The organism is Lelliottia sp. CFBP8978, from assembly GCF_034046055.2.
Lineage (GTDB): Bacteria > Pseudomonadota > Gammaproteobacteria > Enterobacterales > Enterobacteriaceae > Enterobacter.
Genome location: NZ_CM188253.1, coordinates 2,886,393 through 2,909,539, shown reverse-complemented (window position 1 = coordinate 2,909,539; position 23,147 = coordinate 2,886,393). Strand labels below are relative to the sequence as shown.

The window sequence follows — 23,147 nt, the reverse complement described above, 5'->3', positions numbered from 1 at the left end:
ACCAGACTCACGTTTGTTTACCCCGTGTTTGTTTATTTTATGTAAAATCTATTTATGTAAAAAGTCACATCGTTGTAGTTAAAAAGGTTGAGTTAGATCGCAGAAACGGGTACATATAGCGCCGAAGCGAGCCTGTAACTTACATAATAACGCCCTGAAAAATGAGACGCTAAAGCCCGTAACATACGGCTGGAAAGGGTTTCTCATGAAAAAAACAGCAGGTAAGCGACGATGTGTTACAATAAATGTAAATAAATTGTGAAGTATTTTTTGCTTCCGGGGAAAGAAAGTGAATACATTACAACTCTCCATTGTCCATCGCTTGCCGCAAAGCTATCGCTGGCTGGCGGGTTTTGCAGGTTCGAAAGTTGAACCGATTCCGCAAAGTGGAAATGAGTGCGAGAATTGTCTGGTCGCGCTGAAATTACTCAGCCCGGACGACGAAAATGCATGGCCAGTGATGGAACGACTGAGCCAGGCGCTGACCGATATCGAGCTGGATAGCTCGGTACTGGAGTGCGAAGGCGAGCCGTGCCTGTTCGTGAAAAGCCAGGACGAATTTGCGGCGACCTGCCGTCTGAAGAACTTTGGCGTCGCGATCGCCGAGCCGTTTTCGGGTCAACACCCTTTCTGAACGTCAGCGCAGGGCTAACAGCTGGCGGGTGTAGTCATGCGTCGGTGCAGCAAACACGCGCTGGCAGTCACCCTGTTCGACCACCTCTCCCTGACGCAGCACAATAACCTGATGGCACAACGCGCGTACCACCTGTAGATCGTGGCTAATAAATATATAGGCCAGTCGGTGCTTTTCCTGTAATCCTTTCAGTAAGGCCAGAATCTGAGCCTGTACGGTCCTGTCCAGCGACGACGTTGGCTCATCAAGAATAATCAGCTCGGGTTTCAGGATTAGCGCCCGGGAGATGGCGATACGCTGGCGCTGGCCGCCAGAAAAGGCGGCCGGGTAACGATAGCGGCTTTCCGGATCCAGCCCGACCTCCTGCATCACCCGTATCACTTCTGCTTCACGCTGCCGGGCGTTAAGCTCGGGCTGATGCACCCGCAGCCCTTCCTCTATGATTTGCAGAACGTTGAGCCGCGGGTTGAGCGATGAGTTCGGATCCTGAAAAACAACCTGCATTCGCGGGCGAACGGGCAGCATCTGGCGGCGGTTCCAGCTGTGCAGCGGTTTGCCATCAAACAGAATAGTACCGCGCGAGGCAATCAGCCGTAACAGCGCCAGGCCCGTGGTACTTTTCCCTGAGCCGGATTCACCCACCAGCCCCAGCGTTTCGCCGGGTCGCAGCGAAAAACTGACGTTCTTCAGAACCTGAGTCTGATCCACCACCCGGCGGAAGAGGCCTTTTCGGACCGGAAAAGCCACGGAGAGATTGTCGACGCGCAACAGGGGCTCGCTCTGTGCGGGCAGAGGGACAGGATCGCCGGACGGCTCACTGTCCAGCAGGCGCTGGGTATACGGATGCTGCGGCGCATGAAACAGCGCGGTCGCGGTATTTTGTTCAACGCAGCGACCGTTTTGCATCACCGCCACGTTGTCCGCCAGTTTTTTCACAATACCGAGATTATGCGTGATAAACAGCAGACTCATGTTCAGTTCGTCGCGTAACTCGCGCAGGAGTTGCAGAATCTGCGCCTGCACCGTGACATCCAGCGCGGTGGTCGGCTCATCGGCGATCAGCAGTTCCGGGCGAGTCAATAAAGCCATGGCGATCATCACGCGCTGACGTTCGCCGCCAGAGAGCTGGTGCGGGAAATCCGCCAGGCGCTTAGCGGCGTTGCGAATACCGGTCCGTTCAAGGCAATCCAGCATTTCCCCCCTGGCGGCTTCTTTACGCATTCCGCGGTGCAGCGAAAGCACCTCATACAGCTGTTTTTCCAGCGTGTGGAGCGGATTGAGCGACACCATCGGCTCCTGGAAAATCATCGCAATCTTGTTGCCACGTATGCCACGCAGGGTCTGCTCATCGGCATGCAGCAATGACTGGCCGTGGAAAAGAATATCGCCCTGTGGATACACGGCGGGAGGCGAGGGGAGCAGGCGTAAAATCGAAAGTGCCGACACGCTTTTCCCTGAACCGGATTCGCCTACCAGAGCCAGCGTTTCTCCGGCCTGAATGTGCAGCGAAAGATCGCGAACCACTTCACGCGTTTCGCCTTGCTGGGCAAACGCAATGGAAAGATGGTCGATACTGAGCAGGGGCTGGGTCATCTTATACCGCCTTGTTGGGATCGAAGGCATCGCGCACCGCTTCGCCAATAAAAATCAGTAGCGAGAGCAGCACGGCAACAGAAAGAAACGCCGTAATACCCAGCCAGGGAGCCTGTAGGTTATTTTTGCCCTGTAACAGCAGTTCTCCGAGAGATGGTGAGCCGAGTGGCAAACCAAAACCGAGAAAATCCAGTGAGGTAAGAGTGGTAATTGAGCTGCACAGAATAAAAGGCAGAAAGGTCAGCGTGGCGACTACGGCATTGGGCAGCATATGGCGGAAGATAATGCTGCGATCGCTGACTCCAAGCGCCTGCGCGGCGCGGATGTAATCGAAATTACGGGTACGCAAAAATTCCGCTCGCACTACGCCGACCAGCGCCATCCAGCCAAAGAGCACGGTAATACCCAGCAGCCACCAGAAGTTTGGCTGGATTACGCTCGACAGCAGAATAATCAAAAACAGCGTCGGCATGCCTGACCAGACTTCGATAAAGCGCTGTCCCCATAAATCAATTTTCCCGCCATAGTAGCCCTGAATCGCTCCCGCGACGACGCCCATCACGCTTGAAAACAGCGTTAGCATCAGCCCAAACAGAATGGAGATCCGCGTTCCGTAGAGGATACGCGCCAGTACATCCCCTCCGTTAGCGTCCGTACCCAGCCAGTTCTGTGCCGATGGCGCTGAAGGGAAGGGCGTGGCGGTGGAAAAGTTAATGCTGTTTGCGCCAAAGCGGATCGGAGCCCAAAGCGCCCAGCCGTGGTGTTGAATCTGCTCACGTAGCCACGGGTCCTGATAGTCCGCGGGTGTGGCAAACGGACCGCCAAAATCGCTTTCGCTGTAGTTGGTGAGCACCGGCGTATACCAGCGATCGTTGAAATGCACCAGCAGCGGTTTGTCGTTGGCAATCAGTTCTGCGCACAGGCTCAACACAAACAGCACGGAAAAGATCCACAGCGACCAGTAACCGCGACGGTTATGGCGAAAACGCGCCCAGCGGGCGTGGTTCACGGGGCTTAAATGGAGCATCAGCGGCCCTCAAAATCAATGCGCGGATCGACCAGTGTATAGCTGATATCACTGACGATATTCAGCAGCAGGCCGATCAGGGTGAAAATATAGAGCGTACCGAACATCACGGGATAGTCGCGCGAGACGGTGGCTTCGTAACCCAGCAGGCCAAGCCCGTTGAGGGAGAACATCACCTCAATCAGCAGCGAGCCGGTGAAAAACATACTGATGAAGGTGGCGGGAAAACCGGCAATGACCAGCAGCATGGCGTTCCGGAATACATGTTTCCACATGATCTGTTTTTCGCTTACGCCTTTCGCCCGTGCGGTCACCACGTACTGCTTTCGGATTTCATCCAGAAAAGCGTTTTTGGTCAGCATGGTCAGCGCTGCAAATCCGCCAATGACGGTCGCCAGCACTGGCAATGTGATATGCCAGAGATAATCGGTGATTTTCTGATACCACGGCAGCGAGCTAAAGTCGGCGGAAACCAGCCCGCGCAGCGGGAAGAGATCGAAATAGCTGCCGCCGGCAAAAAAGACAATTAACAGCACGGCGAAAAGAAACGCGGGAATGGCGTAGCCGATAATAATGAAGGTGCTGCTCCAGATGTCGAATCGGCTGCCGTTGTAGACCGCTTTGCGTATCCCTAACGGAATGGAGACCAGATAAATAATTAACGTCCCCCATAATCCCAGGGTCACAGACACCGGTAAACTGTCTTTGATGAGCTGCAAGACGGATGCGCTGCGAAACAGGCTGTCGCCAAAATCAAAGCGAACGTAATCCCAGAGCATTTTGAAATAGCGTTCATGCATAGGTTTATCAAAACCGTAACGGTGGGTGATCTCGGCGATGACCTCTGGATCCAGGCCGCGCCCGCCGCGGTAGTGGCTGTCGCTGATGTTTCCCGCTCCGGTTTGTGCATGACTGGCGCGCAGGCCTTCCTCACTGCCTCCCGGCAGGCCGCTGCTGTTACCAAACTCAATCGCCGCAATAGCCTGATCGACCGGGCCACCGGGCGCGATTTGGACAATAAAAAAATTAATCGTGATGATCGCCCACAGCGTAGGGATGATCAGCAGTAAACGTCGTATCAGGTAAGCGCCCATCGTTAATCCTTAGCGCCGCTCAGCAGGCAGTTTTGCGGCTTTATTGACGTCATACCACCAGTTATCGAACCCCAGCGCGTAAATCGGCCGAACGGCGGGCATCGAAAATTTATCCCAGTAGGCGAGGCGATCTTCACCCATAAACCACATTGGCAGCATGTAGGCGTTCCAGGTCAATACGCGATCGAGCGCGCGTCCCAGCGGGACCAGCTTATCTTTATTTCCCTGCGCGGCAATGATTTGCGCAATAAGAGTGTCGATGACCGGGCTTTGGACGCCGGGAGCATTGTAGGACGAGTTGATATAGTCGGAGGCCCAGGAGATCCGCAGATTGGTGCCTGGCCACGGCTGCGCTTGCCATATGCGCGGCATCATATCGTAGTCGCGGCTACGCATCCGGTTGGTTATCTGAGCATTATCAACCTGGCGGATCTCCATGGTGATCCCCAGACGCTCCAGATTGTGCTGGAAGGGGAGGACCCATTGGTTATTGCCGCCGGAAGAGAGTAACAGCTCAAAACTGAGCGATTTTCCGCTACGGGTATCAACGCGTTTCTGATTTTTTAACACCCAGCCCGCATCGTCCAGCAGCTTGCTGGCTTTGAGCAAATTAGCACGATCGTAACCGTCACCTTTTGACGCGGGTGGCTCATAGATGGTCGTGAAAACTTCTGGCGGTATTTCTGCTTTCAGCGGCGCAAGCAGCGTCAGCTCTGCGGCATCCGGATAATGGCGCGCAGCGTATTCGGTATTCTGGAAATAGCTGTTGGTTCGGCTGTAGGCACTATAAAACAGCGCTTTATTCATCCATTCAAAATCGAAGGCTAAAGAAATTGCCTGGCGAACGCGTCTGTCGGCAAATACCGGCCGCTGAATATTAAATGCCAGCCAGCGGGTGTCCTGGGCAGATTCGTTTTTTTGTTCGTCTTTGACGATATAGCGGTTCGCGAAGTTTTTGCCGACATAGCGAGTTGCCCAGTTTTTGGCGCTGACTTCCTGGCGCATATCAAACGCACCCGCCTTGAAGGCTTCAAAGGCGACGTTATCGTCGAGATAGTAGTCATAGCGGATAGTATCGAAGTTCCAGCGACCGCGGTTAACCGGCAAATCTGCGGCCCAGTAATCTTTGACGCGAGAATAGACAACATATTGCCCCATTCGCCAGCTGGTGATGCGATAGGGACCGCCAGCCAGCGGCGGCGTAGAGAGCGGGTCGCTCAGTTTATGATCTTTCCAGAAGGATTCCGGCATTACCGGCAGCGAGAGCAGGCTCAAGATGCTCTCTTTTCCCGGCTCCGCCAGTTCAATGCGCACGGTTAACGGGGCAATGGCTTTGACAGTCGCCCCTTTAAACACCAGGCGAAACTGGGGTACCCCTTCCGTCATAAATTTGTGAAAGGTAAAAGCGACATCGCTGGCTTTCACCGAAGAGCCATCGTGAAAACGCGCTCGCGGATTGAGAGTGACTTCCGCCCACGAAAAATCATCGGCATAGCGCACCATCTCCGCGACAAGCGGGTAGTAGCTACCAGGCTCATCGTCGGAGGTAACAAACAGCGTATCGTACAGTGCGTCGGTTCGTTCTGCAGCCACACCGCGAAGCGCAAAACGGTTGAAGTTATCGAAGGTGCCGGTAGCGGAGAGCGTGACATTCCCGCCTTTTGGCGCTGCGGGATTGACGTAATCAAAATGGGTAAAATGGGTGTCGTATTTCGGCTCGCCCAGCACCGCGAGCGCGTAACTCTCTTTAATGGTCTGCGCCTGGCTGGTCACGCTGAAGAACGCCAGTAACATCAAAACGGAGCGTATAGACATTCGCAGCGTATCCCTCATTATATTCTGGCTCACACGCGGTGAGGCTTTTTGTTAAGCTGAATAATAAGTGACGAAGCGATGATTGTGAAATTATTCACTATTTTTCGCGATATCAGGCTGCCATTTGAGGAACATCTCCAGCGGCATCGGACGGCTTATCCAGTACCCCTGCAGGTAATTGACGCCGTGCTCGCGAAGCCATGCCGCTTGTTCAGGCGTTTCGACACCTTCAGCGACGGTTACCATATTCAGCCGTCGGGCCAGCGTCAGCACGGCATCAAGCACCGGAGAGGTGACCGTTTCCGTACCAATGGCGTTCACAAAACCGCGATCAATTTTGAGATAGTCCATCGCGAAACGTTCCAGATAAATCAGCGCACTATGGCCCGTGCCGAAATCGTCTATCGCAATTTCAAAACCTTCACGGTGTAACCATTCAAAGAGCGGAGTCGCTTCAAGCTGATTAATCATGTCGCGCTCGGTGACCTCGAGCACCACCTGGAAGTGATCCGCGGGTAATGATTCGCTGAATCGGCGCATATCCTCTTTAAAGCTTTCGGCATGCAGATGCCCTGGTGCAATGTTAATACCCAGTTTGGCGCCAGCAGGCAGGACCGTTTGCAGCAAGGGGGCATCGCGAATAATTAACTCAAAAAGATGCAGCGTCAGAGGAACAATCAGTTTTTGCGCTTCGGCAAAGTTGATAAATGCATCCGGCGGGATCTCACCCATTACGGGATGTCGCCAGCGCATCAGGACTTCAACGCCCTGCATCTTCAACTCTTTGGCATCGACGACTGGCTGATAAACCACGTAGAACTGACCGCGTTTAATGGCCATCAGGATCTCTTTACCCGGATGCAAACGAATCGTGAGAATGTAATAGGAGAGCGTTCCCGCAGCAATTCCGCAGATCAGCCCAAAGAACAGCGCAAATAAGATTTCTTCAGTGGTCCACGCCTTTGCATACAGATTGATGGTCAGCGGTAAATCGTTGAGTGTGGTACTGCGGATGGCCGTTTCATGCAGGTCATTAACATGTACCAGACGACCTGACGAAGTGGAAAGCGCCAAATCACCCACAATGACCGCCACACTGGCAAATTCATCCTGACGCGCGGTATAGAGCATATATGGCGTCAGATTAATGTTGATGGAGGTAAAGACACCGCCACTTTTTACCAACGGATTTTGATACCAGATCGCAATCGCGGGTTTTTCCGGCAACATTGGCGTACCGGCCAGAAGCTCCATATCGACGCGCTTGCGGGTATCCAGTTTGGGAATGAGTTCCTGAAGCGGAACATTCATCGGGCCAGTGGCAGAAGAGCAAAACGCAATGTTATCTCTGACCAGTAAAAAAGCACGGACGTTAAGGCTAAAAGCGGCGCGAGAGGTCAGCTCAGCGCTGACATCCTGGCAATTATTCAGGGTATACGGTTGCAGCGTATCAATAGACTGTTTGAGATCGGAGAAATAGCTTTCCATATAGCTACGCAGGTCGACGATAAGGGTATCGAACTTAACTTCCCGCTTATGGTAGCTCAGGAAAAACTGCAGCGTTCCGCATAGCAGGGCGACAATAATGCCTGCAAGAATGCTTCCTGTCAGAACTTTGCGGCTGGTGGAAAAGAAACGGGTGAACATAAACGTCATTGTTCCTGGATTGCCGTCGGTTCCTGCAGAACGGCCAAACTTACATATTTACAAGACTATAGCCTGGTTTTTCTTAACCAGTCATATCGATGGACCGCTAAACGGGTTTCGAACAGGCGAAAAAAAACACCGCCGAAGCAGTGCTTTTTTTATCACGTTGCAAGCCAAGGGATAACCCGCAACATGACCGATTAACTGCGGCTCAGAACGCGGCGCGCTTCGTTATAGCGCTTCTTCCAGTAAGGCTCGTTCATGCTGGAAATGGTCACACCGCTGCTGGTGGACGCGTGAACAAACTGGTCGTTACCGATATAGATACCAACGTGACGACCGGTTGAACCTGCGCGGAAGAGAACCAGATCGCCTGTACGCAGTTTCGTACGAGAGATTGATTTACCCATTTCCTGCTGTTCGTAGGTAGAACGTGGCAGATCTAAGCCAAACTGCTCGCGGAATGTACGCTGTACAAAGCCGGAACAATCAATACCTTTCTTGGTGCTGCCGCCAAGGCGATAGCGCACGCCTTTCCAGTCAGCATATTGATCCATAATGCGGGACTTAACGTCCAGATTACGCACCATATTCTCAAATTCATCCTGAGAGGCTTGCAGTGACGAGGCATCTTCCATGCCCACAACACGCGTCTCAGGATGCATATTATTTGCGGTGTTTGTCGAACTACATGCAGACAGCAGTACCGCCACTGCTATTGCCGGGATTCCCCGCAAGATATATCTCAAAATCGGTTGAGATTTGACCATTGTGATTATTTTCCCTTGAAGTCCTTAACGATAAATATCGTTATAAAAATGCCAAACGTGACGAGACTAAATACCTGCGCACAATGAGACAATTCTTTATGGCCAAATCTGTGCTCTAACGCACAAACTTATTTATGCTGAGAATAATTATCTCTGTGAGGCAAAACGAGTTCGAGATTAACCGATTGGCTTAGGCAATGCGAGCAAAAAAAAACGATTTTTTATAAGAAATTGTGATAGAGAAAGCGATTAAATGGGATTGCTTAAAATATCGTCAATTTAGGTTAAATATCACGCAATGCTTTCATTTATCTCATGAATGATATTACGAGAATATGACATCCGGGGACAGTGTCGGCGGGGAAATAGCCAGGGATCGAAAACGATCCCTGATAGATGGTGTTAATTTCGGTTAGTTATTTGTTTCTGGTTTGTTGCGTTTACCGGGTAAATAGCGATCGAAAAGGGCAATAAGGCGATCGCTCACAGGGGTCATTAAGCACCATGGCAGACCAATCAACACAGCGGAAAGCGATCCAACAACAATATCAGTCAGCCAGTGCGCGCCAATCATTACGCGTGGGAATGCGAAAACCACAACAATAATGAGGCCAATGAAGAAGGCTTTTCTGCCGAAATAGCGAAGCATGAATGCTGAGAAAATAAGCAGCATCATTCCGTGATCGCCTGGGAAACTGTCTTTAGACGCATCTTTGGTGGAGATATGCAGTAATTCACTCACACGGTGAACATCCGGGAAGAACAGCGTTGGGCTGGAGCGCTTGACCGGCATCAACCCCTGTGCCAGCTGATTAATCACCACGGCGGTCAGCAGCATCACCAGGCCGATGATGATAATGCGGCGGCGTTCGGCGGCATCTTCTTTCAACCAGAAAGAGAGCATTAAGCAGCCCATCGCCAGCAGTGAACAGCCATCAAAGGCGCGATTGTTGGTGATGGCCACCAGCCATAATATCGCATGACTTTTGACCAGCTGTTCATTGAAGAAATGAAAAATGCCCAAATCCACCGGGAACCAAAAGCCATGATTCACCGGCAAATACCAGGATAAAAAGAGCGCCAGACCGGCAGCGTTGAGCAGTAATATCAGGGGAAGTTTTTTAATCATTTTCATATGCAAAGCAGTTTAGTCGAGAGCAACGTTAGTCGCTGGAAGTTAAACGAAGCCTCAACAAGCTGGCCTGAAGCACGTTCCAGTCCGTGTTAACCGCACTAATTAACTCTATTCGACTGTCTGGCGGCGCAACATTTTGCGTTTCAATGAAGAAATCCGCGCCCTGACGATTGATCCTGACCAGCCCATCTTGCGTTCGCATCACGCCTTTGACGCGCTCGACAGGGGCGAGTCTGGCCCACTCAAGGATGCCAATGGTGTCAAAGCGGGTATCGGCATCAAAAATCCAGCCACAGGCCTGGTGTCCCTGACCGCTGTTCAGGCTGCGACGCCAGCGTTGATGCGCCGGAAGACTTAACGCCGCCAGCCCTTTTTTCTCGCCATGAGCGTGAGAATGCGCGGCGCTGGCAAGAAGCTCGACGCTGTTACGACGCGGGAGATCAAGCAGGCTGTTGTCAATCTCGCCCTGCGTCGCCATGACGAACTGACGATCGCCGCCGAAATGTTGCCACCAGAAATCAAAGGCTTCACGACTCTCCTGGGTTGCGCGGTCTTCTTTATTGGCGACGATAATATCGGCGCAAGCCAGCTGGTCACGGAAGTTTTCATTCTGTACCACTTTCTCATCCAGCAACTGGCGGGGATCGACCAGACACAGCGTCGCGCGAAGGTCGATCCACGGCTCATACACCGGAGCAGTGAGCAGATCGAGGATCTGTTTTGGGTGGCCTAAACCGGTAGGTTCAATAATCAACCGGTCCGGTTTTCCCAGACGCAGCAGCGTATTCAGCCCCACCTGCATCGGTAAGCCGTTGATGCAACACATGCATCCGCCGGGGATCTCTTTGACCATTGCGCCATTGTCGGCCAGTAGTGCGCCATCAATTCCGATTTCACCGAATTCGTTGACCAGCACAGCCCATTTTTCTGAAGGATCTTTATGGGCCAGCAGATGAAGGATTGAGGTAGTTTTTCCGCTACCGAGAAAACCGGTTACCAGATTGGTTTTGGTCACATGCGCTCCAGGAGATAATCGTCATTCGCGAACAATTATCAGTAATCCTGGCGAAAAAAGACAGTGATGTGAAGGGGCTTATGCGCGCGGAAAGCTCTCCACGCGCATAAGCAGCAAGAAGGGTTAAAGCATGAGCGTCTCATTCACCGCCTGACGCGCGCCGTTACGCGCAATACGCTGCCAGGCCTGTTGAATGGCATCGACAAAGCGCGGGTTCTGGGGCAAATCAGTACCAAATATTTCACTCAGCGTGAGCAGGGCGCTGACGCGCTCCGCGTCGCTGCTGGTTTCAACGAGTCCACGGATTTTATCGCTCAGCGGATCGCGAATATCAATGCTGTTACCCTTATCATCCACACCGCTGACATAACGCATCCAGCCGGCGATCCCCAGCGCCAGTAAGGGCCAGGCGCTGTTGCGTTGCTGATGGACACGAACGCCGTCCAGCATGCGTTGAGGGAGTTTCTGGCTTCCGTCCATCGCGATCTGCCAGGTGCGATGCTGCAAAGCCGGATTCGCAAATCGGGTCAGCAGGCTGTCGGCATAGTCAGTGAGATCGACCCCGGTGATTCGTAGCGTCGGGGCCTGTTCATCGAGCATCAGGCGGCGCGCGGCCTCCCGGAAGGCATCGTCCTGCATGCAGTCGTTAATGTGGGCATAGCCGGCAAGGTAACCCAGATACGCCAGGAAAGAGTGGCTGCCGTTCAGCATGCGCAACTTCATCTGTTCCCAGGGCAAAACGTCCTGCACCATTTGTACGCCTGCGATCTCCCATTCCGGACGGCCTGCCACGAAGTTATCTTCAACCACCCACTGCACAAACGGCTCGCAGCTAATGGCGCAGGGATCTTCCACGCCCAGCTCCTGCGTGATTTCTGCGAGGGATTGCTCGGTCGCCGCCGGGACAATTCTGTCGACCATCGTTCCCGGAAAACTCACGTTAGCCGCAATCCACTCGGCCAGCGCCGGTGAGCGCTTCTCTGCCATCCCGAGAACCGCATTTTTGACCACATGACCGTTGTCAGGAATATTATCGCAGGACAATACGGTGAAGGGCGCCAGGCCGCGCTCACGACGGCGATGTAGCGCTTCAACCAGAATGCCCGGCGCAGAATGCGGTTCTGACGGGTTTTCAAGATCATGAGCAATCCGTGCATTTTGCGTATCCAGCTTGCCGGTCGCCGGATCGATGCAATATCCTTTTTCAGTGATCGTCAGCGAGACAATCGCTACCTGCGGCTCGCAGAATTTTTCGATAATGGCCGCCAGCGAATCGAGCCTGGCGTTCAGGCATTCATGCACCGCGCCCACGATGATCGGCTGGTTCCCGTCTGCGCCTTTTTCCAGCACGGTAAAAAGGTGATCCTGAGCGCGCAGCTGGCTCATCAGGGTATCGCCGCTGAAAAGACTGATCTCACAGATGCCCCAGTCACCCCCTTTTGCATTAAGCACGCGGTTTGTTAACAACGCCTGATGTGCGCGGTGAAAGGCACCAAAACCGAAATGAACGATACGAGAGCGGAGCTGCGAGCGATCGTATTGCGGTTGTTGCACCTGCGAAGGAAGGGAAACGGAGGCAATTGTCTTCATGAAGTAAACACCTGATTAACCATTAATTAACAATGTCAGTGTAAAGTTATATGACAGCAAATAGAATTGGTAAGCCGTAATTATCCCGTTTATGTGAGTTGGATCAATCAATGCGGCGGCGAGGATTGACCGTTTTTGGCAAACATGTATGGTAGTCGTCATTGTGGTTACATATATTGGTATAACAACTTTAGAGGGTTAGGCGATGGAACAAACCTGGCGTTGGTATGGACCGAATGATCCGGTTTCTCTTGATGATGTGCGTCAGGCTGGCGCAACGGGTGTTGTCACCGCACTGCACCATATTCCCAATGGTCAGGTCTGGCCGGTAGAAGAGATCAAAAAGCGTCAGGCTATACTGGCCGAAAAAGGGCTGACCTGGTCGGTCGTCGAAAGTATTCCGGTGCATGAAGATATCAAAACCCATTCCGGGGAGTTTGAGACCTGGATTGCTCACTATCAGCAGAGTATCCGTAACCTGGCGGCCTGCGGTATTGATACGGTTTGCTACAACTTTATGCCGATCCTGGACTGGACGCGCACCGATCTCGAATATCAGCTGCCGGACGGCTCTAAAGCATTGCGTTTCGATCAAATTGCTTTTGCCGCCTTTGAGCTGCACATCCTGAAGCGTCCTGGTGCCGACGCGGATTATTCCGCCGAGGAACAGCAGCAGGCGCAGCAATGGTTTAACGATGCCAGTGAAGCGGATATCGAAAAACTGACCCGCAATATTATCGCCGGCCTGCCGGGTGCGGAAGAGGGCTATACGCTGGACCAGTTCCGCGCCCGTCTGGCGGAATACGGTGATATCGACAAAAACCAGCTGCGCGAAAACATGGCTTATTTCCTGCGCGCGATTGTGCCCGTGGCAGAAGCATCGGGTTTGCGACTTGCCGTGCACCCGGACGATCCACCGCGTCCTATCCTCGGTCTGCCGCGTATTGTTTCTACCATTGAAGATATGCAATGGCTGAAAGAGACCGTGGACAGTATCCACAACGGTTTCACCATGTGTACCGGCTCTTATGGCGTGCGGGCAGATAATGATTTAGTACAGATGATCGAAACCTTCGGCGATCGGATTCATTTCACCCATCTGCGCGCGACGTGTCGTGAAGATAATCCAAAAACCTTCCACGAAGCCGCGCACCTGGGCGGTGACGTCAATATGGTGGCAGTCGTGGACGCCATTCTGGGCGAAGAACTGCGCCGTAAGAATGCAGGGGATTTACGTCCTATTCCATTCCGTCCGGATCACGGACATCAGATGCTGGACGATCTGCGTAAAAAAACCAATCCAGGCTATTCGGCGATTGGGCGTCTGAAAGGGATGGCTGAAGTGCGTGGCGTAGAGCTGGCGCTGAAAATGACCAAATACCCTGATCTGCTGTAACAACGGCAATAAAAGAAAACCCGGCAATAGCCGGGTTTTTTTATGATTAGTCTGCGCGACCCATATAGCGTTTTTCTTCGATATGGATGCGGATCTTCTCGCCTGCAGAGAGGTATTCCGGAACCTGAACGACCAGACCGGTCGTCAGTGTGGCGGGTTTGTTGCGCGCGCTGGCGGAGGCGCCTTTAATGCCTGGTGCGGTTTCGACGATTTCCAGATCAACGGTCTGCGGCAGTTCCAGCGCTAACAGCTGGCCATCCCAGGTCAGAACCTGCATATCCGGCATTCCGCCTTCAGGAATAAACAGCAGCTCTTCTTCAATCTGGTCTTTGGTAAAGGTGTACGGCGTGTAGTCTTCTTTATCCATAAACACGTATTCGTTGCCATCCACATAGGAGAAGTCAACGAAGCGGCGGGTCAGCGTAACGGTATCAACGATATCGTCACCCTTGAAACGCTCTTCAACTTTCAGGCCGGTACGCACATCGGCAAAGCGCATTTTGTACAGCGTCGCTGCGCCACGGGCGCTGGGGGATTGAATATCAATGTCTTTCACAATCAGCAGCTTGCCGTTGTAATTCAGTACCATACCTTTCTTAATTTCGTTCGCTCTTGGCATTGCAGTAATCCTGTTTACTGGGAGGTAAAAAATATCGCGCCAAATTACTCGCGAGAAGCCTTTCAGGCAAGAGGAATTAGTGGCTTTTGCTATCAATACACAAAAGGTGTTACTGTGCGCGCCATGCCCGACGGCCCGGGCCTCAGTGAATGAAAGAGAGCGTTTATGGATTGCCGTCCCGACTGTGGAGCGTGCTGTACCGCACCGTCCATTTCAAGCCCGATTCCGGGGATGCCAGACGGCAAGCCTGCCAACACCCGCTGTGTTCAACTTTCTGACCGCAACCTGTGCAATTTGTTCGGTTCGCCTTTGCGTCCCAGGGTGTGCGCCGGGCTGCAGCCTTCACAGGAGATGTGCGGCGCAACACGGGCGCACGCGATGGTTTATCTCCTCGAGCTTGAGGCGCTTACCGCGCCTTAAACGTCTTTAATGCGCGTCAGACACCCGATCGTCATGATGCACATCGCCAGCGCAATCCAGAACACGGTATGGTAACTCCAGATTTCTGCCACAACCCCCGCCAGTGAACCCGCAATAATCCAGCCCACGCGCGTGGTATTCGTATACAGCGTCGTCGCTGCGCCCGCCTGACCCGGCATCAGATCCTGGAAGTAGAGCATGCCGATCCCCGCCAGAATGCCAATATAAATAGCGTTCAGCAGTTGTAACGCCAGCAGTAAGGCCGGGGAGTGGACGGTGAGCATTCCGGTGTAAAACAACAGTCCCGCCACCGCGGCAATACGCATCAAGAAACGTTTCCCGAAGCGCCTGGCGTAATAGCCCGCAATTAACATCGTCGGAATTTCCAGCCCCGCAGCGGTCCCCATCATGATGCCCGCCAGTTTCTCCGGCAGATGCAGCTCGTCAATAATAAACAGCGGCATATTGATGATATAGAGGCTGTTGGTTCCCCACATCAGCGTACAGACGATAAACAGCAGCAGCGCATCGCGGCGATTACGGCGGGGCGCTTCCAGGGTGCTGGTTGAAAGTCTGGGCTCTTTGCGCATCGACGGCAGGAAAAACCACACCATAATCCCGCACACCACGAAAGCAACGGCGGCGCTCAGATACATCACGGTAAAGCCGAATCCCATTGCCAGCGCATACGCCAGCGGCGGGCCAATGACCCACGCCAGCGAGACCTGGGCGCGCAAAATCGAGCTGAACATGACCGCTTCCCGGCCCGTGCGATCTGCATGCTCACGCGCAAGAGCAAACATTTGTGGGTTGGCCGTGGAGCCGAAGCTGCTGAGGAACACGCCGACAAACAGCAGAACGAAATAGTTACGGTTCCAGGCGAACAGGATGCAGGCAAAAACGCCGAGCAGGCAGCAAAAGACAATCAGACTTTTGCGGTCGCCTTTTCGGTCTGAACGACCTGCCAGAAACTGGCTCACCAGAATGCCGATAATGGCGCTGCCGGTGAAGAAGAAACCGACCATTGCCGGACGCGCGTGGACTTCGTTGGTGAGGAATAAACTCAGCGTTGGGGTTTGTAACGCACCGGCAATACCGGTGAGGAAGGCCACAATTAAAAACGCCGATGACGTCAGATCAAATGGTTTTGGTGTGGCGGCAGCGGGGGTGTTATGCATGTTTCTGTATCAGTGATTTGAAGAGTGGCGAAGTTTACGCCGCTTGTCAGAAAATAAACAGCTGTTGGGATCATATTCGCCACGAAAAATCAAAATAGCATTTCAATTCTTTAAAAGGCTGAAGTGTGCTGAAGCTTAATGACGGAAAAACCTGCTGCGTCAGCTAATGTGGGGCAAATGTTGAAGAAATGTGCTGCACTTCTAAATTCTTAAACGAGAAATGTAACTTTTCTTGCAAGCTCAACGGTAACAGGCAAGACTCATTGAAACGTTTCAGCGCTATCTTGTTTAACTAACGGAGCAGGTTAGCGCATTTTTTCTCATTAAGGCTGAAACGATTCAATTCAGCGAGAGAGGAGAACCATGTTCCAGTTATCAGTGCAAGACATCCATCCCGGCGAACAGGCCGGTAATAAAGAAGAGGCGATTCGCAAGATTGCTGCTGCCCTTGTGCAGGCAGGCAACGTTGCGAATGGCTACGTTGACGGCATGCTGGCCCGAGAGCAGCAGACCTCTACCTTCCTGGGGAATGGGATCGCCATTCCACATGGCACCACGGATACCCGCGATCAGGTGCTGAAAACCGGTGTTCAGGTGTATCAGTTCCCGCAAGGTATTTTATGGGGCGAAGGGCAGGTGGCTTACGTGGCCATCGGCATCGCGGCAAGCAGCGATGAGCATCTTGGCTTATTGCGTCAGCTGACGCACGTGCTGAGCGATGACTCCGTAACTGAACAGCTGCAATCAGCTACCACTGCAGAAGAACTGCGTGCGCTGCTGATGGGTGAAAAGCAGAGCGAAGCGCTGAAGCTGGATAACGACACGCTGACGCTGGATGTGGCGGCCTCCGATCTGGTGACATTACAGGCCCTCAACGCCGGTCGTCTGAAAGAAGCGGGTACTGTCGATACCGCATTTGTCGCTCGCGTCATTAATGATAAGCCGCTGAATCTGGGTCAGGGCGTCTGGCTGAACGACAGCGCTGAAGGCAATTTGCGCAGTGCCGTTGCGGTGAGCCGCGCCGCGTCTGCATTTGATGCAGATGGCGAAAGCGCAGCCGTCCTGGTGACAGTCGCAATGACGGATGAACAGCCGGTAGCGGTACTGAAGCGTCTGAGCGATTTACTGCTGAACAACAAAGCTGACCGCTTGCTGAATGCGGATGCCGCCACGCTGCTGGCACTGCTGACCAGTGACGACGCCCTAACGGATGACGTCCTGAGCGCTGAGTTTGTGGTGCGTAATGAACACGGCCTTCACGCTCGTCCGGGCACGATGCTGGTCAATACTATCAAGCAGTTCGAAAGCGATATCACCGTGACCAATCTCGATGGATCCGGTAAACCGGCAAATGGCCGTAGTCTGATGAAAGTGGTTGCTCTTGGCGTCAAAAAAGGGCATCGCCTGCGCTTTACCGCGCAGGGTGCAGATGCTGAACAGGCGCTGAAAGCGATTGGCGACGCCATCGCTGCGGGTCTGGGGGAGGGCGCATAATGAGCAGACGTGTTGCCACTATTACCCTGAACCCGGCCTATGACCTGGTCGGATTCACGCCAGAAATTGAACGTGGCGAAGTCAACCTTGTACGCACCACCGGTCTGCATGCAGCCGGTAAAGGCATCAACGTTGCCAAAGTGCTGAAAGATTTAGGTATCGACGTGACCGTGGGCGGGTTCCTCGGCAAAGACAATCAGGATGGTTTTCAGCAGCTGTTCAGCGAACTGGGTATCGCCAACCGCTTCCAGGTCGTTCAGGGTCGTACCCGTATTAACGTCAAGCTGACGGAAAAAGACGGTGAAGTCACCGACCTGAATTTCTCCGGGTTTGAAGTGACGGGCGCAGACTGGGAGCGTTTTGTGACGGATTCTCTGAGCTGGCTTGGACAGTTCGATATGGTTTGCGTCAGCGGCAGTCTGCCGTCAGGCGTCAGCCCGGAAGCGTTCACCGACTGGATGCTGCGCCTGCGTAGTCAGTGCCCATGCATTATTTTCGACAGCAGCCGTGAAGCGTTGGTGGCGGGCCTTAAAGCCTCGCCGTGGCTGGTCAAGCCCAATCGTCGTGAACTTGAGATCTGGGCGGGCCGTAAGCTGCCAGAATTAAAAGATGTGATTGAAGCCGCCCATGCGCTGCGTGAACAGGGTATCGCTCACGTGGTGATTTCGCTGGGCGCAGAAGGCGCGCTGTGGGTTAACGCGTCTGGCGAATGGATCGCCAAACCGCCGTCGGTGGAAGTGGTCAGCACCGTAGGTGCCGGGGATTCCATGGTTGGCGGACTGATTTACGGCCTGCTGATGCGTGAATCCAGTGAACATACTTTACGTCTTGCTACCGCAGTAGCCGCCCTGGCAGTGAGCCAGAGCAATGTTGGTATTACCGAACGTACCCAGTTGGCCGCGATGATGGCGCGCGTTGACTTACAACCTTTTAACTAACAGCAGGAGAGGCATAATGAAAACGCTGCTGATCATTGATTCCGGTCTCGGACAGGCGCGCGCCTACATGGCGAAGACGCTGCTGGGCGCGGCGGCACACAAAGCACATGTTGAAATTGTCGATAACCCGAACGATGCTGAACTGGCTATCGTGCTGGGCGATAAGATTCCTGCCGACAGCGCGCTGAACGGCAAAAAAGTATGGCTGGGCGATATTAATCGCGCAGTCGCGCATCCGGAGCTGTTCCTGAGCGAAGCGAAAGGTCACGCAGAGGTGTACAGCGCACCCGTCGCTGCTCCGGCTGTGACGGCTAACGGTCCGAAACGTGTGGTCGCCATCACAGCCTGCCCGACGGGCGTGGCTCACACCTTTATGGCTGCAGAAGCTATTGAAACCGAAGCGAAAAAACGCGGCTGGTGGGTAAAGGTGGAAACCCGAGGTTCTGTGGGCGCTGGCAATGCGATTACCCCAGAAGAAGTGGCTGAAGCGGATCTGGTGATTGTTGCTGCTGATATCGAAGTGGATCTGGCAAAATTTGCCGGTAAGCCAATGTATCGCACCTCTACCGGTCTGGCGCTGAAGAAAACGTCGCAGGAGTTTGATAAAGCGCTGGCAGAAGCCAGTCCTTATCAGGCGACGGGCAAAGCGGCATCTTCCGCAACCGACGGTAAAAAAGAGTCTGCGGGCGCGTACCGTCACCTGTTGACGGGCGTGTCTTACATGCTGCCGATGGTGGTTGCGGGCGGTCTGTGTATTGCGCTCTCGTTTGCATTCGGTATCGAAGCATTCAAAGAGCCGGGAACGCTGGCGGCTGCGTTGATGCAGATCGGCGGCGGCTCTGCGTTCGCGCTGATGGTGCCGGTATTGGCCGGTTACATTGCATTTTCCATCGCTGACCGTCCGGGTCTGACCCCGGGTCTTATCGGCGGGATGCTGGCAGTGAGCACCGGTTCAGGTTTTATCGGCGGTATCATTGCCGGTTTCCTCGCAGGCTATGTGGCGAAGGCCATCAGCTCTAAGCTGAAATTGCCGCAAAGTATGGAAGCGCTGAAACCTATTCTGATCATCCCGCTGATTTCCAGCCTGGTGGTTGGCCTGGGTATGATTTACCTGATTGGTAAACCGGTCGCCGGGATCCTCGAAGGTCTGACCCACTGGCTGCAAACCATGGGTACCGCTAATGCGGTCCTGCTCGGTGCAATCCTCGGTGGCATGATGTGTACCGATATGGGTGGCCCGGTCAATAAAGCGGCATACGCCTTTGGTGTCGGCCTGCTGAGTACCCAGACGTATGCACCGATGGCAGCGATCATGGCGGCGGGTATGGTGCCTCCTCTGGCGCTGGGCCTGGCAACGATAATTGCTCGTCGTAAGTTCGACAAGGCACAGCAAGAAGGTGGCAAAGCGGCTCTGGTATTGGGACTGTGCTTCATTACTGAAGGGGCAATTCCGTTCGCCGCCCGTGACCCAATGCGTGTCCTGCCTTGCTGTATCGTTGGCGGTGCGGTGACTGGCGCAATCTCGATGGCCATTGGCGCAAAACTGATGGCTCCGCACGGCGGTCTGTTTGTCCTGCTGATCCCAGGCGCGATTACCCCGGTTCTGGGTTATCTGTTCGCGATTATCGCGGGTACGCTGGTGGCGGGTCTGTCTTACGCGGTGCTGAAACGCCCGGAAGCAGAAGCGGTCGCGAAAGTGGCATAATTTACTGGCCCGGTTTTGCGGGCCAATAAAACAAAAGCCGGGCGCTTAAGCGACCCGGCTTTTTTTATGCCGCCTGTTCTGCGGTCTGTTGCGCCTTCAGCCAGGCGATCTCTTCTGCCCAGATATCCGGATTGACCGTTTCCAGTACCATCGGGATCCCGTCAAAACGCGTATCCTGCATGATAAAGCGGAATGCATCGTGCCCAATATTGCCTTCACCCAGGCTGTGATGGCGGTCAACACGGCTGCCGAACGCGCTTTTGGCGTCGTTGAGGTGCATGCCACGCAGGTACTTAAAGCCCACGATGCGCTCAAATTCCGCGAAGGTTTTTTCGCACTCTTCGCGGCTGCGTAAGTCGTAGCCTGCGGCAAAGGCATGGCAGGTGTCGATACAGACGCCCACGCGGGATTTATCTTCTACGCCGTCGATAATGGCCGCCAGATGTTCAAATTTGAATCCAAGATTGCTGCCCTGACCGGCGGTGTTTTCGATGACTGCCGTCACACCCTGGGTTTGCGCCAGCGCGATGTTGATGGATTCGGCGATACGCGCCAGGCAGGCGTCCTCGTCAATCTGCATCAGATGGCTGCCCGGATGGAAGTTCAGCAGCGTCAGGCCAAGCTGTTCGCAGCGTTGCAGTTCGTCGAGAAATGCCTCGCGTGATTTATCGAGCGCTTCCTGTACCGGATGACCCAGGTTAATGAGATAGCTGTCGTGTGGAAGGATCTGCCCTGGCCCGTAGTGATATTTTTCACAGGCGGCTTTGAAATCATCAATGACTTCCGCGGTGAGCGGGGCGGCGCGCCACTGACGCTGATTTTTGGTGAACAGGGCGAAAGCGGTCGCCTCGATTTCGGCGGCGCGAATCGCGGCATTCGCCAGTCCGCCCGCTGCGCTAACGTGCGCTCCAACATATTTCATAAAGGGACTCCTGTTAACCCGAAACGCTTATGATAGCGGGTTAACAGGAGAAGGACGTAGTGGTTTATGCCATCAAAGTGTGGACGGCAAGGTTAATCGCGCCCCCGCCAATAATCAGCCAGATGAAGAGTATCAGTGCCATCAGCAGCGGTTTTGCGCCCGCTTTTTTCAGCGCGCTGACGTGAGTGGTCACCCCCAGCGCCGCCATCGCCATCGCCAGCATCACGGTATCCAGCGTGACCAGCATATTCACCACGGATTTTGGCAGCAGGTGGAAGGAGTTAAACACCGCCACGACGATAAACAGAATGGCGAACCACGGGATGGTGATCTTGCTTTTCTCTCCGTTGCCCGCCGGGGCCAGCTGTTTAACACGCGCCGCCAGAATAATCAGGAACGGTGCCAGCATCATGACGCGCAGCATTTTGGCAATAACCGCCGCATTTTCCGCATCCGGATTAATGGCATGACCCGCCGCTACCACCTGCGCCACTTCATGCATGGTTGAGCCAATATAGATGCCGTAGGCCTCCGGGCTAAACCAGTGCGCAACCAGCGGATACATGGCCGGATAGAGGAAAATCGCCAGCGTCCCGAAAATCACCACCGTTGCTACGGCGACGGTGACTTTGCTCGATTCTGCTTTCACAACCGGTTCTGTCGCCAGGACCGCCGCGGCTCCACAAATACTGCTGCCCGCACCAATCAACCAGCTGGTCTGTTTATCCAGGCCAAAGACTTTCTGGCCGATAAAGCAGGCCAGCAAAAAGGTACTGGTGAGGGTCAGGATGTCGATCGCAATCCCGCTCACCCCCACGTCTGCAATTTGTGAAAATGTGAGGCGAAAGCCATACAGAATAATCCCCAGACGCAGCAGGTGCTGTTTGGCAAATAACACGCCGCCGTCGCAGGCGCTCCAGATTTTGGGGTAAACGGTATTCCCGACGACCATGCCCAGCAAGATCGCCAGCGTCAGGGCGCTAAACCCCGCCCCGGCGACAGCCGGAATGCTGCCTCCCCATAATGCTGCGCCGGTGATCAATGCGCTTAACGCCAGCCCTGGAACGTAGTGCCACACTGTACGATGATGCTGCAGAGTGATTTCAGTCATAACCTTCTCCTTTGTATGCCTGAAAGGTTACGGCGCTCTGGCTTAAAAATAAAATTGATTATATATTTATAATTAATCTTTATAAGTGGTAAGCAAGGCGCTTACCGAAGCGGACGTTCACTATGCACATTACATTGCGTCAACTGGAAGTATTTGCTGAAGTGCTGAAAAGCGGGTCGACCACGCAGGCCTCGCAGAGACTGGCATTGTCTCAGTCTGCTGTGAGCGCTGCGTTAACCGATCTTGAAGGACAGCTGGGCGTTCAGCTTTTTGACCGGGTAGGGAAGCGGCTGGTGGTGAACGAACATGGTCGCCTGCTGTATCCGCGCGCGCTGGCGTTGCTGGAACAGGCGACGGAAATCGAGCAGCTATTCCGGGAGGACAACGGTGCTATTCGCGTCTTTGCCAGCAGCACCATCGGCAACTATATTCTTCCGGAAGTGATTGCCCGCTATCGCCGCGATTTCCCGACGCTACCGCTGGAGATGAGCGTCGGTAATAGCCAGGATGTGATTAACGCGATTATTGATTTTCGTGTCGACATTGGGCTTATCGAAGGGCCGTGCCATAACGTCGATATCATTGCCGAGCCGTGGCTGGAAGATGAGCTGGTGGTGTTTTCTTCTCCGGCGTCTCCGCTGTTGCAGGGTGAGGTCACGCTCGACCGGCTGGCACTGGCCCCGTGGATTTTACGCGAGCACGGCTCAGGCACGCGTGAAATTGTCGATTATCTGTTGCTCTCGCATTTACCGCAGTTCCATCTGGGCATGGAGCTGGGGAATTCCGAAGCCATTAAGCATGCCGTGCGTCATGGGCTGGGGATTAGCTGTTTGTCGCGACGAGTGATCGCCGAGCAGCTGGAAAGCGGATCGCTGGTAGAAATTCCGGTGCCATTACCAAAGCTGGTACGCACGCTGTGGTGTATTCACCATCGGCAAAAACATCTGTCTAACGCGTTGCAGCGTTTTTTGCGCTATTGCGAAATCTAGTCCAGGCTCTGCTTTGCTAATAATCCTGGGCTTGTCATGAAGCTCTCTTATAACA

General features: G+C 53.8%; 20 protein-coding genes. 7 read left to right on the top strand and 13 right to left on the bottom strand.

Annotated features, from left to right (window positions below; all coding sequences use genetic code 11):
• Positions 1-289: 289 nt before the first annotated feature.
• Positions 290-634: a YejG family protein gene (locus SOM82_RS13705; protein WP_320459763.1), complete on the top strand. Its 345-nt coding sequence runs from the start codon at positions 290-292 to the stop codon at positions 632-634.
• Positions 635-637: 3 nt separating this feature from the next.
• Here the strand turns inward: SOM82_RS13705 and yejF are convergent, their stop codons facing one another.
• The 9 genes from yejF to SOM82_RS13660 all read right to left on the bottom strand — a co-directional run bounded on the left by yejF (position 638) and on the right by SOM82_RS13660 (position 12,320).
• The gene (gene yejF / locus SOM82_RS13700) at positions 638-2,227 is read right to left on the bottom strand and encodes a microcin C ABC transporter ATP-binding protein YejF (protein ID WP_320459764.1); all 1,590 of its coding nucleotides are present in this window, start codon (positions 2,225-2,227) and stop codon (positions 638-640) included.
• A gap of 1 nt (position 2,228) precedes the next feature.
• Positions 2,229-3,254 carry an ABC transporter permease gene (locus tag SOM82_RS13695; RefSeq protein WP_154127398.1) on the bottom strand — a complete coding sequence of 342 codons (1,026 nt, stop codon included), beginning with the start codon at positions 3,252-3,254 and terminating at the stop codon, positions 2,229-2,231.
• Positions 3,254-4,348: a microcin C ABC transporter permease YejB gene (locus SOM82_RS13690; protein WP_320459765.1), complete on the bottom strand. Its 1,095-nt coding sequence runs from the start codon at positions 4,346-4,348 to the stop codon at positions 3,254-3,256. The genes SOM82_RS13695 and SOM82_RS13690 overlap by 1 nt, the downstream gene beginning before the upstream one ends.
• Before the next feature lie 9 nt (positions 4,349-4,357).
• The gene (locus SOM82_RS13685; RefSeq protein ID WP_320459766.1) at positions 4,358-6,163 is read right to left on the bottom strand and encodes an extracellular solute-binding protein; all 1,806 of its coding nucleotides are present in this window, start codon (positions 6,161-6,163) and stop codon (positions 4,358-4,360) included.
• Between the two features lie 90 nt (positions 6,164-6,253).
• The gene (locus SOM82_RS13680) at positions 6,254-7,810 is read right to left on the bottom strand and encodes a cyclic di-GMP phosphodiesterase (RefSeq protein ID WP_320459860.1); all 1,557 of its coding nucleotides are present in this window, start codon (positions 7,808-7,810) and stop codon (positions 6,254-6,256) included.
• 200 nt (positions 7,811-8,010) lie between these two features.
• Positions 8,011-8,580 carry a bifunctional murein DD-endopeptidase/murein LD-carboxypeptidase gene (gene mepS, locus SOM82_RS13675; protein ID WP_154127395.1) on the bottom strand — a complete coding sequence of 190 codons (570 nt, stop codon included), beginning with the start codon at positions 8,578-8,580 and terminating at the stop codon, positions 8,011-8,013.
• Positions 8,581-8,992: 412 nt separating this feature from the next.
• Entirely contained in the window at positions 8,993-9,709 is a 717-nt protein-coding gene (locus SOM82_RS13670) for a phosphatase PAP2 family protein (protein WP_320459861.1), read from the bottom strand.
• Positions 9,710-9,743: 34 nt separating this feature from the next.
• Complete coding sequence (locus SOM82_RS13665; protein ID WP_320459767.1) at positions 9,744-10,730, bottom strand: CobW family GTP-binding protein; 987 nt, start codon at positions 10,728-10,730, stop codon at positions 9,744-9,746.
• Between the two features lie 123 nt (positions 10,731-10,853).
• A complete protein-coding gene (locus SOM82_RS13660; protein ID WP_320459768.1) occupies positions 10,854-12,320 on the bottom strand; it encodes a mannitol dehydrogenase family protein in 1,467 nt (488 codons plus the stop codon).
• 205 nt (positions 12,321-12,525) lie between these two features.
• Here SOM82_RS13660 and uxuA point away from each other — a divergent pair, with 205 nt between their 5' ends.
• A complete protein-coding gene (gene uxuA / locus SOM82_RS13655) occupies positions 12,526-13,716 on the top strand; it encodes a mannonate dehydratase (protein ID WP_320459769.1) in 1,191 nt (396 codons plus the stop codon).
• 46 nt (positions 13,717-13,762) lie between these two features.
• On the opposite strand, the gene yeiP is transcribed toward uxuA, so the two are convergent.
• The gene (gene yeiP / locus SOM82_RS13650; protein ID WP_154127392.1) at positions 13,763-14,335 is read right to left on the bottom strand and encodes an elongation factor P-like protein YeiP; all 573 of its coding nucleotides are present in this window, start codon (positions 14,333-14,335) and stop codon (positions 13,763-13,765) included.
• 165 nt (positions 14,336-14,500) lie between these two features.
• Here yeiP and SOM82_RS13645 point away from each other — a divergent pair, with 165 nt between their 5' ends.
• Complete coding sequence (locus SOM82_RS13645; protein ID WP_320459770.1) at positions 14,501-14,755, top strand: YkgJ family cysteine cluster protein; 255 nt, start codon at positions 14,501-14,503, stop codon at positions 14,753-14,755.
• On the opposite strand, the gene setB is transcribed toward SOM82_RS13645, so the two are convergent.
• Entirely contained in the window at positions 14,752-15,933 is a 1,182-nt protein-coding gene (setB, locus tag SOM82_RS13640) for a sugar efflux transporter SetB (protein WP_154127390.1), read from the bottom strand. The genes SOM82_RS13645 and setB overlap by 4 nt on opposite strands.
• Before the next feature lie 363 nt (positions 15,934-16,296).
• Here setB and fruB point away from each other — a divergent pair, with 363 nt between their 5' ends.
• From fruB to fruA, 3 genes are read left to right on the top strand one after another with little or no spacing between them, the layout of a single operon-like run.
• A complete protein-coding gene (gene fruB, locus SOM82_RS13635) occupies positions 16,297-17,427 on the top strand; it encodes a fused PTS fructose transporter subunit IIA/HPr protein (RefSeq protein ID WP_320459771.1) in 1,131 nt (376 codons plus the stop codon).
• Complete coding sequence (gene fruK / locus SOM82_RS13630) at positions 17,427-18,365, top strand: 1-phosphofructokinase (RefSeq protein WP_154127388.1); 939 nt, start codon at positions 17,427-17,429, stop codon at positions 18,363-18,365. The genes fruB and fruK overlap by 1 nt, the downstream gene beginning before the upstream one ends.
• 16 nt (positions 18,366-18,381) lie before the next feature.
• Positions 18,382-20,070: a PTS fructose transporter subunit IIBC gene (gene fruA, locus SOM82_RS13625; RefSeq protein WP_154127387.1), complete on the top strand. Its 1,689-nt coding sequence runs from the start codon at positions 18,382-18,384 to the stop codon at positions 20,068-20,070.
• 64 nt (positions 20,071-20,134) lie between these two features.
• Here fruA and nfo read toward each other — a convergent pair whose 3' ends face one another.
• Together nfo and SOM82_RS13615 are read right to left on the bottom strand one after the other, a co-directional pair.
• Complete coding sequence (gene nfo, locus SOM82_RS13620) at positions 20,135-20,992, bottom strand: deoxyribonuclease IV (RefSeq protein WP_154127386.1); 858 nt, start codon at positions 20,990-20,992, stop codon at positions 20,135-20,137.
• A gap of 64 nt (positions 20,993-21,056) precedes the next feature.
• Positions 21,057-22,103, bottom strand: a complete 1,047-nt coding sequence (locus tag SOM82_RS13615; protein ID WP_320459772.1) for a YeiH family protein — start codon at positions 22,101-22,103, stop codon at positions 21,057-21,059.
• Between the two features lie 122 nt (positions 22,104-22,225).
• On the opposite strand from SOM82_RS13615, the gene yieE reads away from it, so the two are divergent.
• A complete protein-coding gene (gene yieE / locus SOM82_RS13610; protein WP_154127384.1) occupies positions 22,226-23,092 on the top strand; it encodes a DNA-binding transcriptional regulator YeiE in 867 nt (288 codons plus the stop codon).
• Positions 23,093-23,147: the final 55 nt, after the last annotated feature.

Bases quoted from the DNA above. Each gene is read 5' to 3' on its own strand.
- SOM82_RS13660 (WP_320459768.1), bottom strand. From the start codon at position 12,320: ATGAAGACAATTGCCTCCGTTTCCCTTCCTTCGCAGGTGCAACAACCG.
- yeiP (WP_154127392.1), bottom strand. From the start codon at position 14,335: ATGCCAAGAGCGAACGAAATTAAGAAAGGTATGGTACTGAATTACAAC.
- SOM82_RS13685 (WP_320459766.1), bottom strand. From the start codon at position 6,163: ATGTCTATACGCTCCGTTTTGATGTTACTGGCGTTCTTCAGCGTGACC.
- fruB (WP_320459771.1), top strand. From the start codon at position 16,297: ATGTTCCAGTTATCAGTGCAAGACATCCATCCCGGCGAACAGGCCGGT.
- SOM82_RS13645 (WP_320459770.1), top strand. From the start codon at position 14,501: ATGGATTGCCGTCCCGACTGTGGAGCGTGCTGTACCGCACCGTCCATT.
- SOM82_RS13695 (WP_154127398.1), bottom strand. From the start codon at position 3,254: ATGCTCCATTTAAGCCCCGTGAACCACGCCCGCTGGGCGCGTTTTCGC.
- mepS (WP_154127395.1), bottom strand. From the start codon at position 8,580: ATGGTCAAATCTCAACCGATTTTGAGATATATCTTGCGGGGAATCCCG.
- SOM82_RS13670 (WP_320459861.1), bottom strand. From the start codon at position 9,709: ATGATTAAAAAACTTCCCCTGATATTACTGCTCAACGCTGCCGGTCTG.
- fruA (WP_154127387.1), top strand. From the start codon at position 18,382: ATGAAAACGCTGCTGATCATTGATTCCGGTCTCGGACAGGCGCGCGCC.
- nfo (WP_154127386.1), bottom strand. From the start codon at position 20,992: ATGAAATATGTTGGAGCGCACGTTAGCGCAGCGGGCGGACTGGCGAAT.
- uxuA (WP_320459769.1), top strand. From the start codon at position 12,526: ATGGAACAAACCTGGCGTTGGTATGGACCGAATGATCCGGTTTCTCTT.
- yejF (WP_320459764.1), bottom strand. From the start codon at position 2,227: ATGACCCAGCCCCTGCTCAGTATCGACCATCTTTCCATTGCGTTTGCC.
- SOM82_RS13615 (WP_320459772.1), bottom strand. From the start codon at position 22,103: ATGACTGAAATCACTCTGCAGCATCATCGTACAGTGTGGCACTACGTT.
- SOM82_RS13690 (WP_320459765.1), bottom strand. From the start codon at position 4,348: ATGGGCGCTTACCTGATACGACGTTTACTGCTGATCATCCCTACGCTG.
- SOM82_RS13680 (WP_320459860.1), bottom strand. From the start codon at position 7,810: ATGTTCACCCGTTTCTTTTCCACCAGCCGCAAAGTTCTGACAGGAAGC.
- yieE (WP_154127384.1), top strand. From the start codon at position 22,226: ATGCACATTACATTGCGTCAACTGGAAGTATTTGCTGAAGTGCTGAAA.
- setB (WP_154127390.1), bottom strand. From the start codon at position 15,933: ATGCATAACACCCCCGCTGCCGCCACACCAAAACCATTTGATCTGACG.
- fruK (WP_154127388.1), top strand. From the start codon at position 17,427: ATGAGCAGACGTGTTGCCACTATTACCCTGAACCCGGCCTATGACCTG.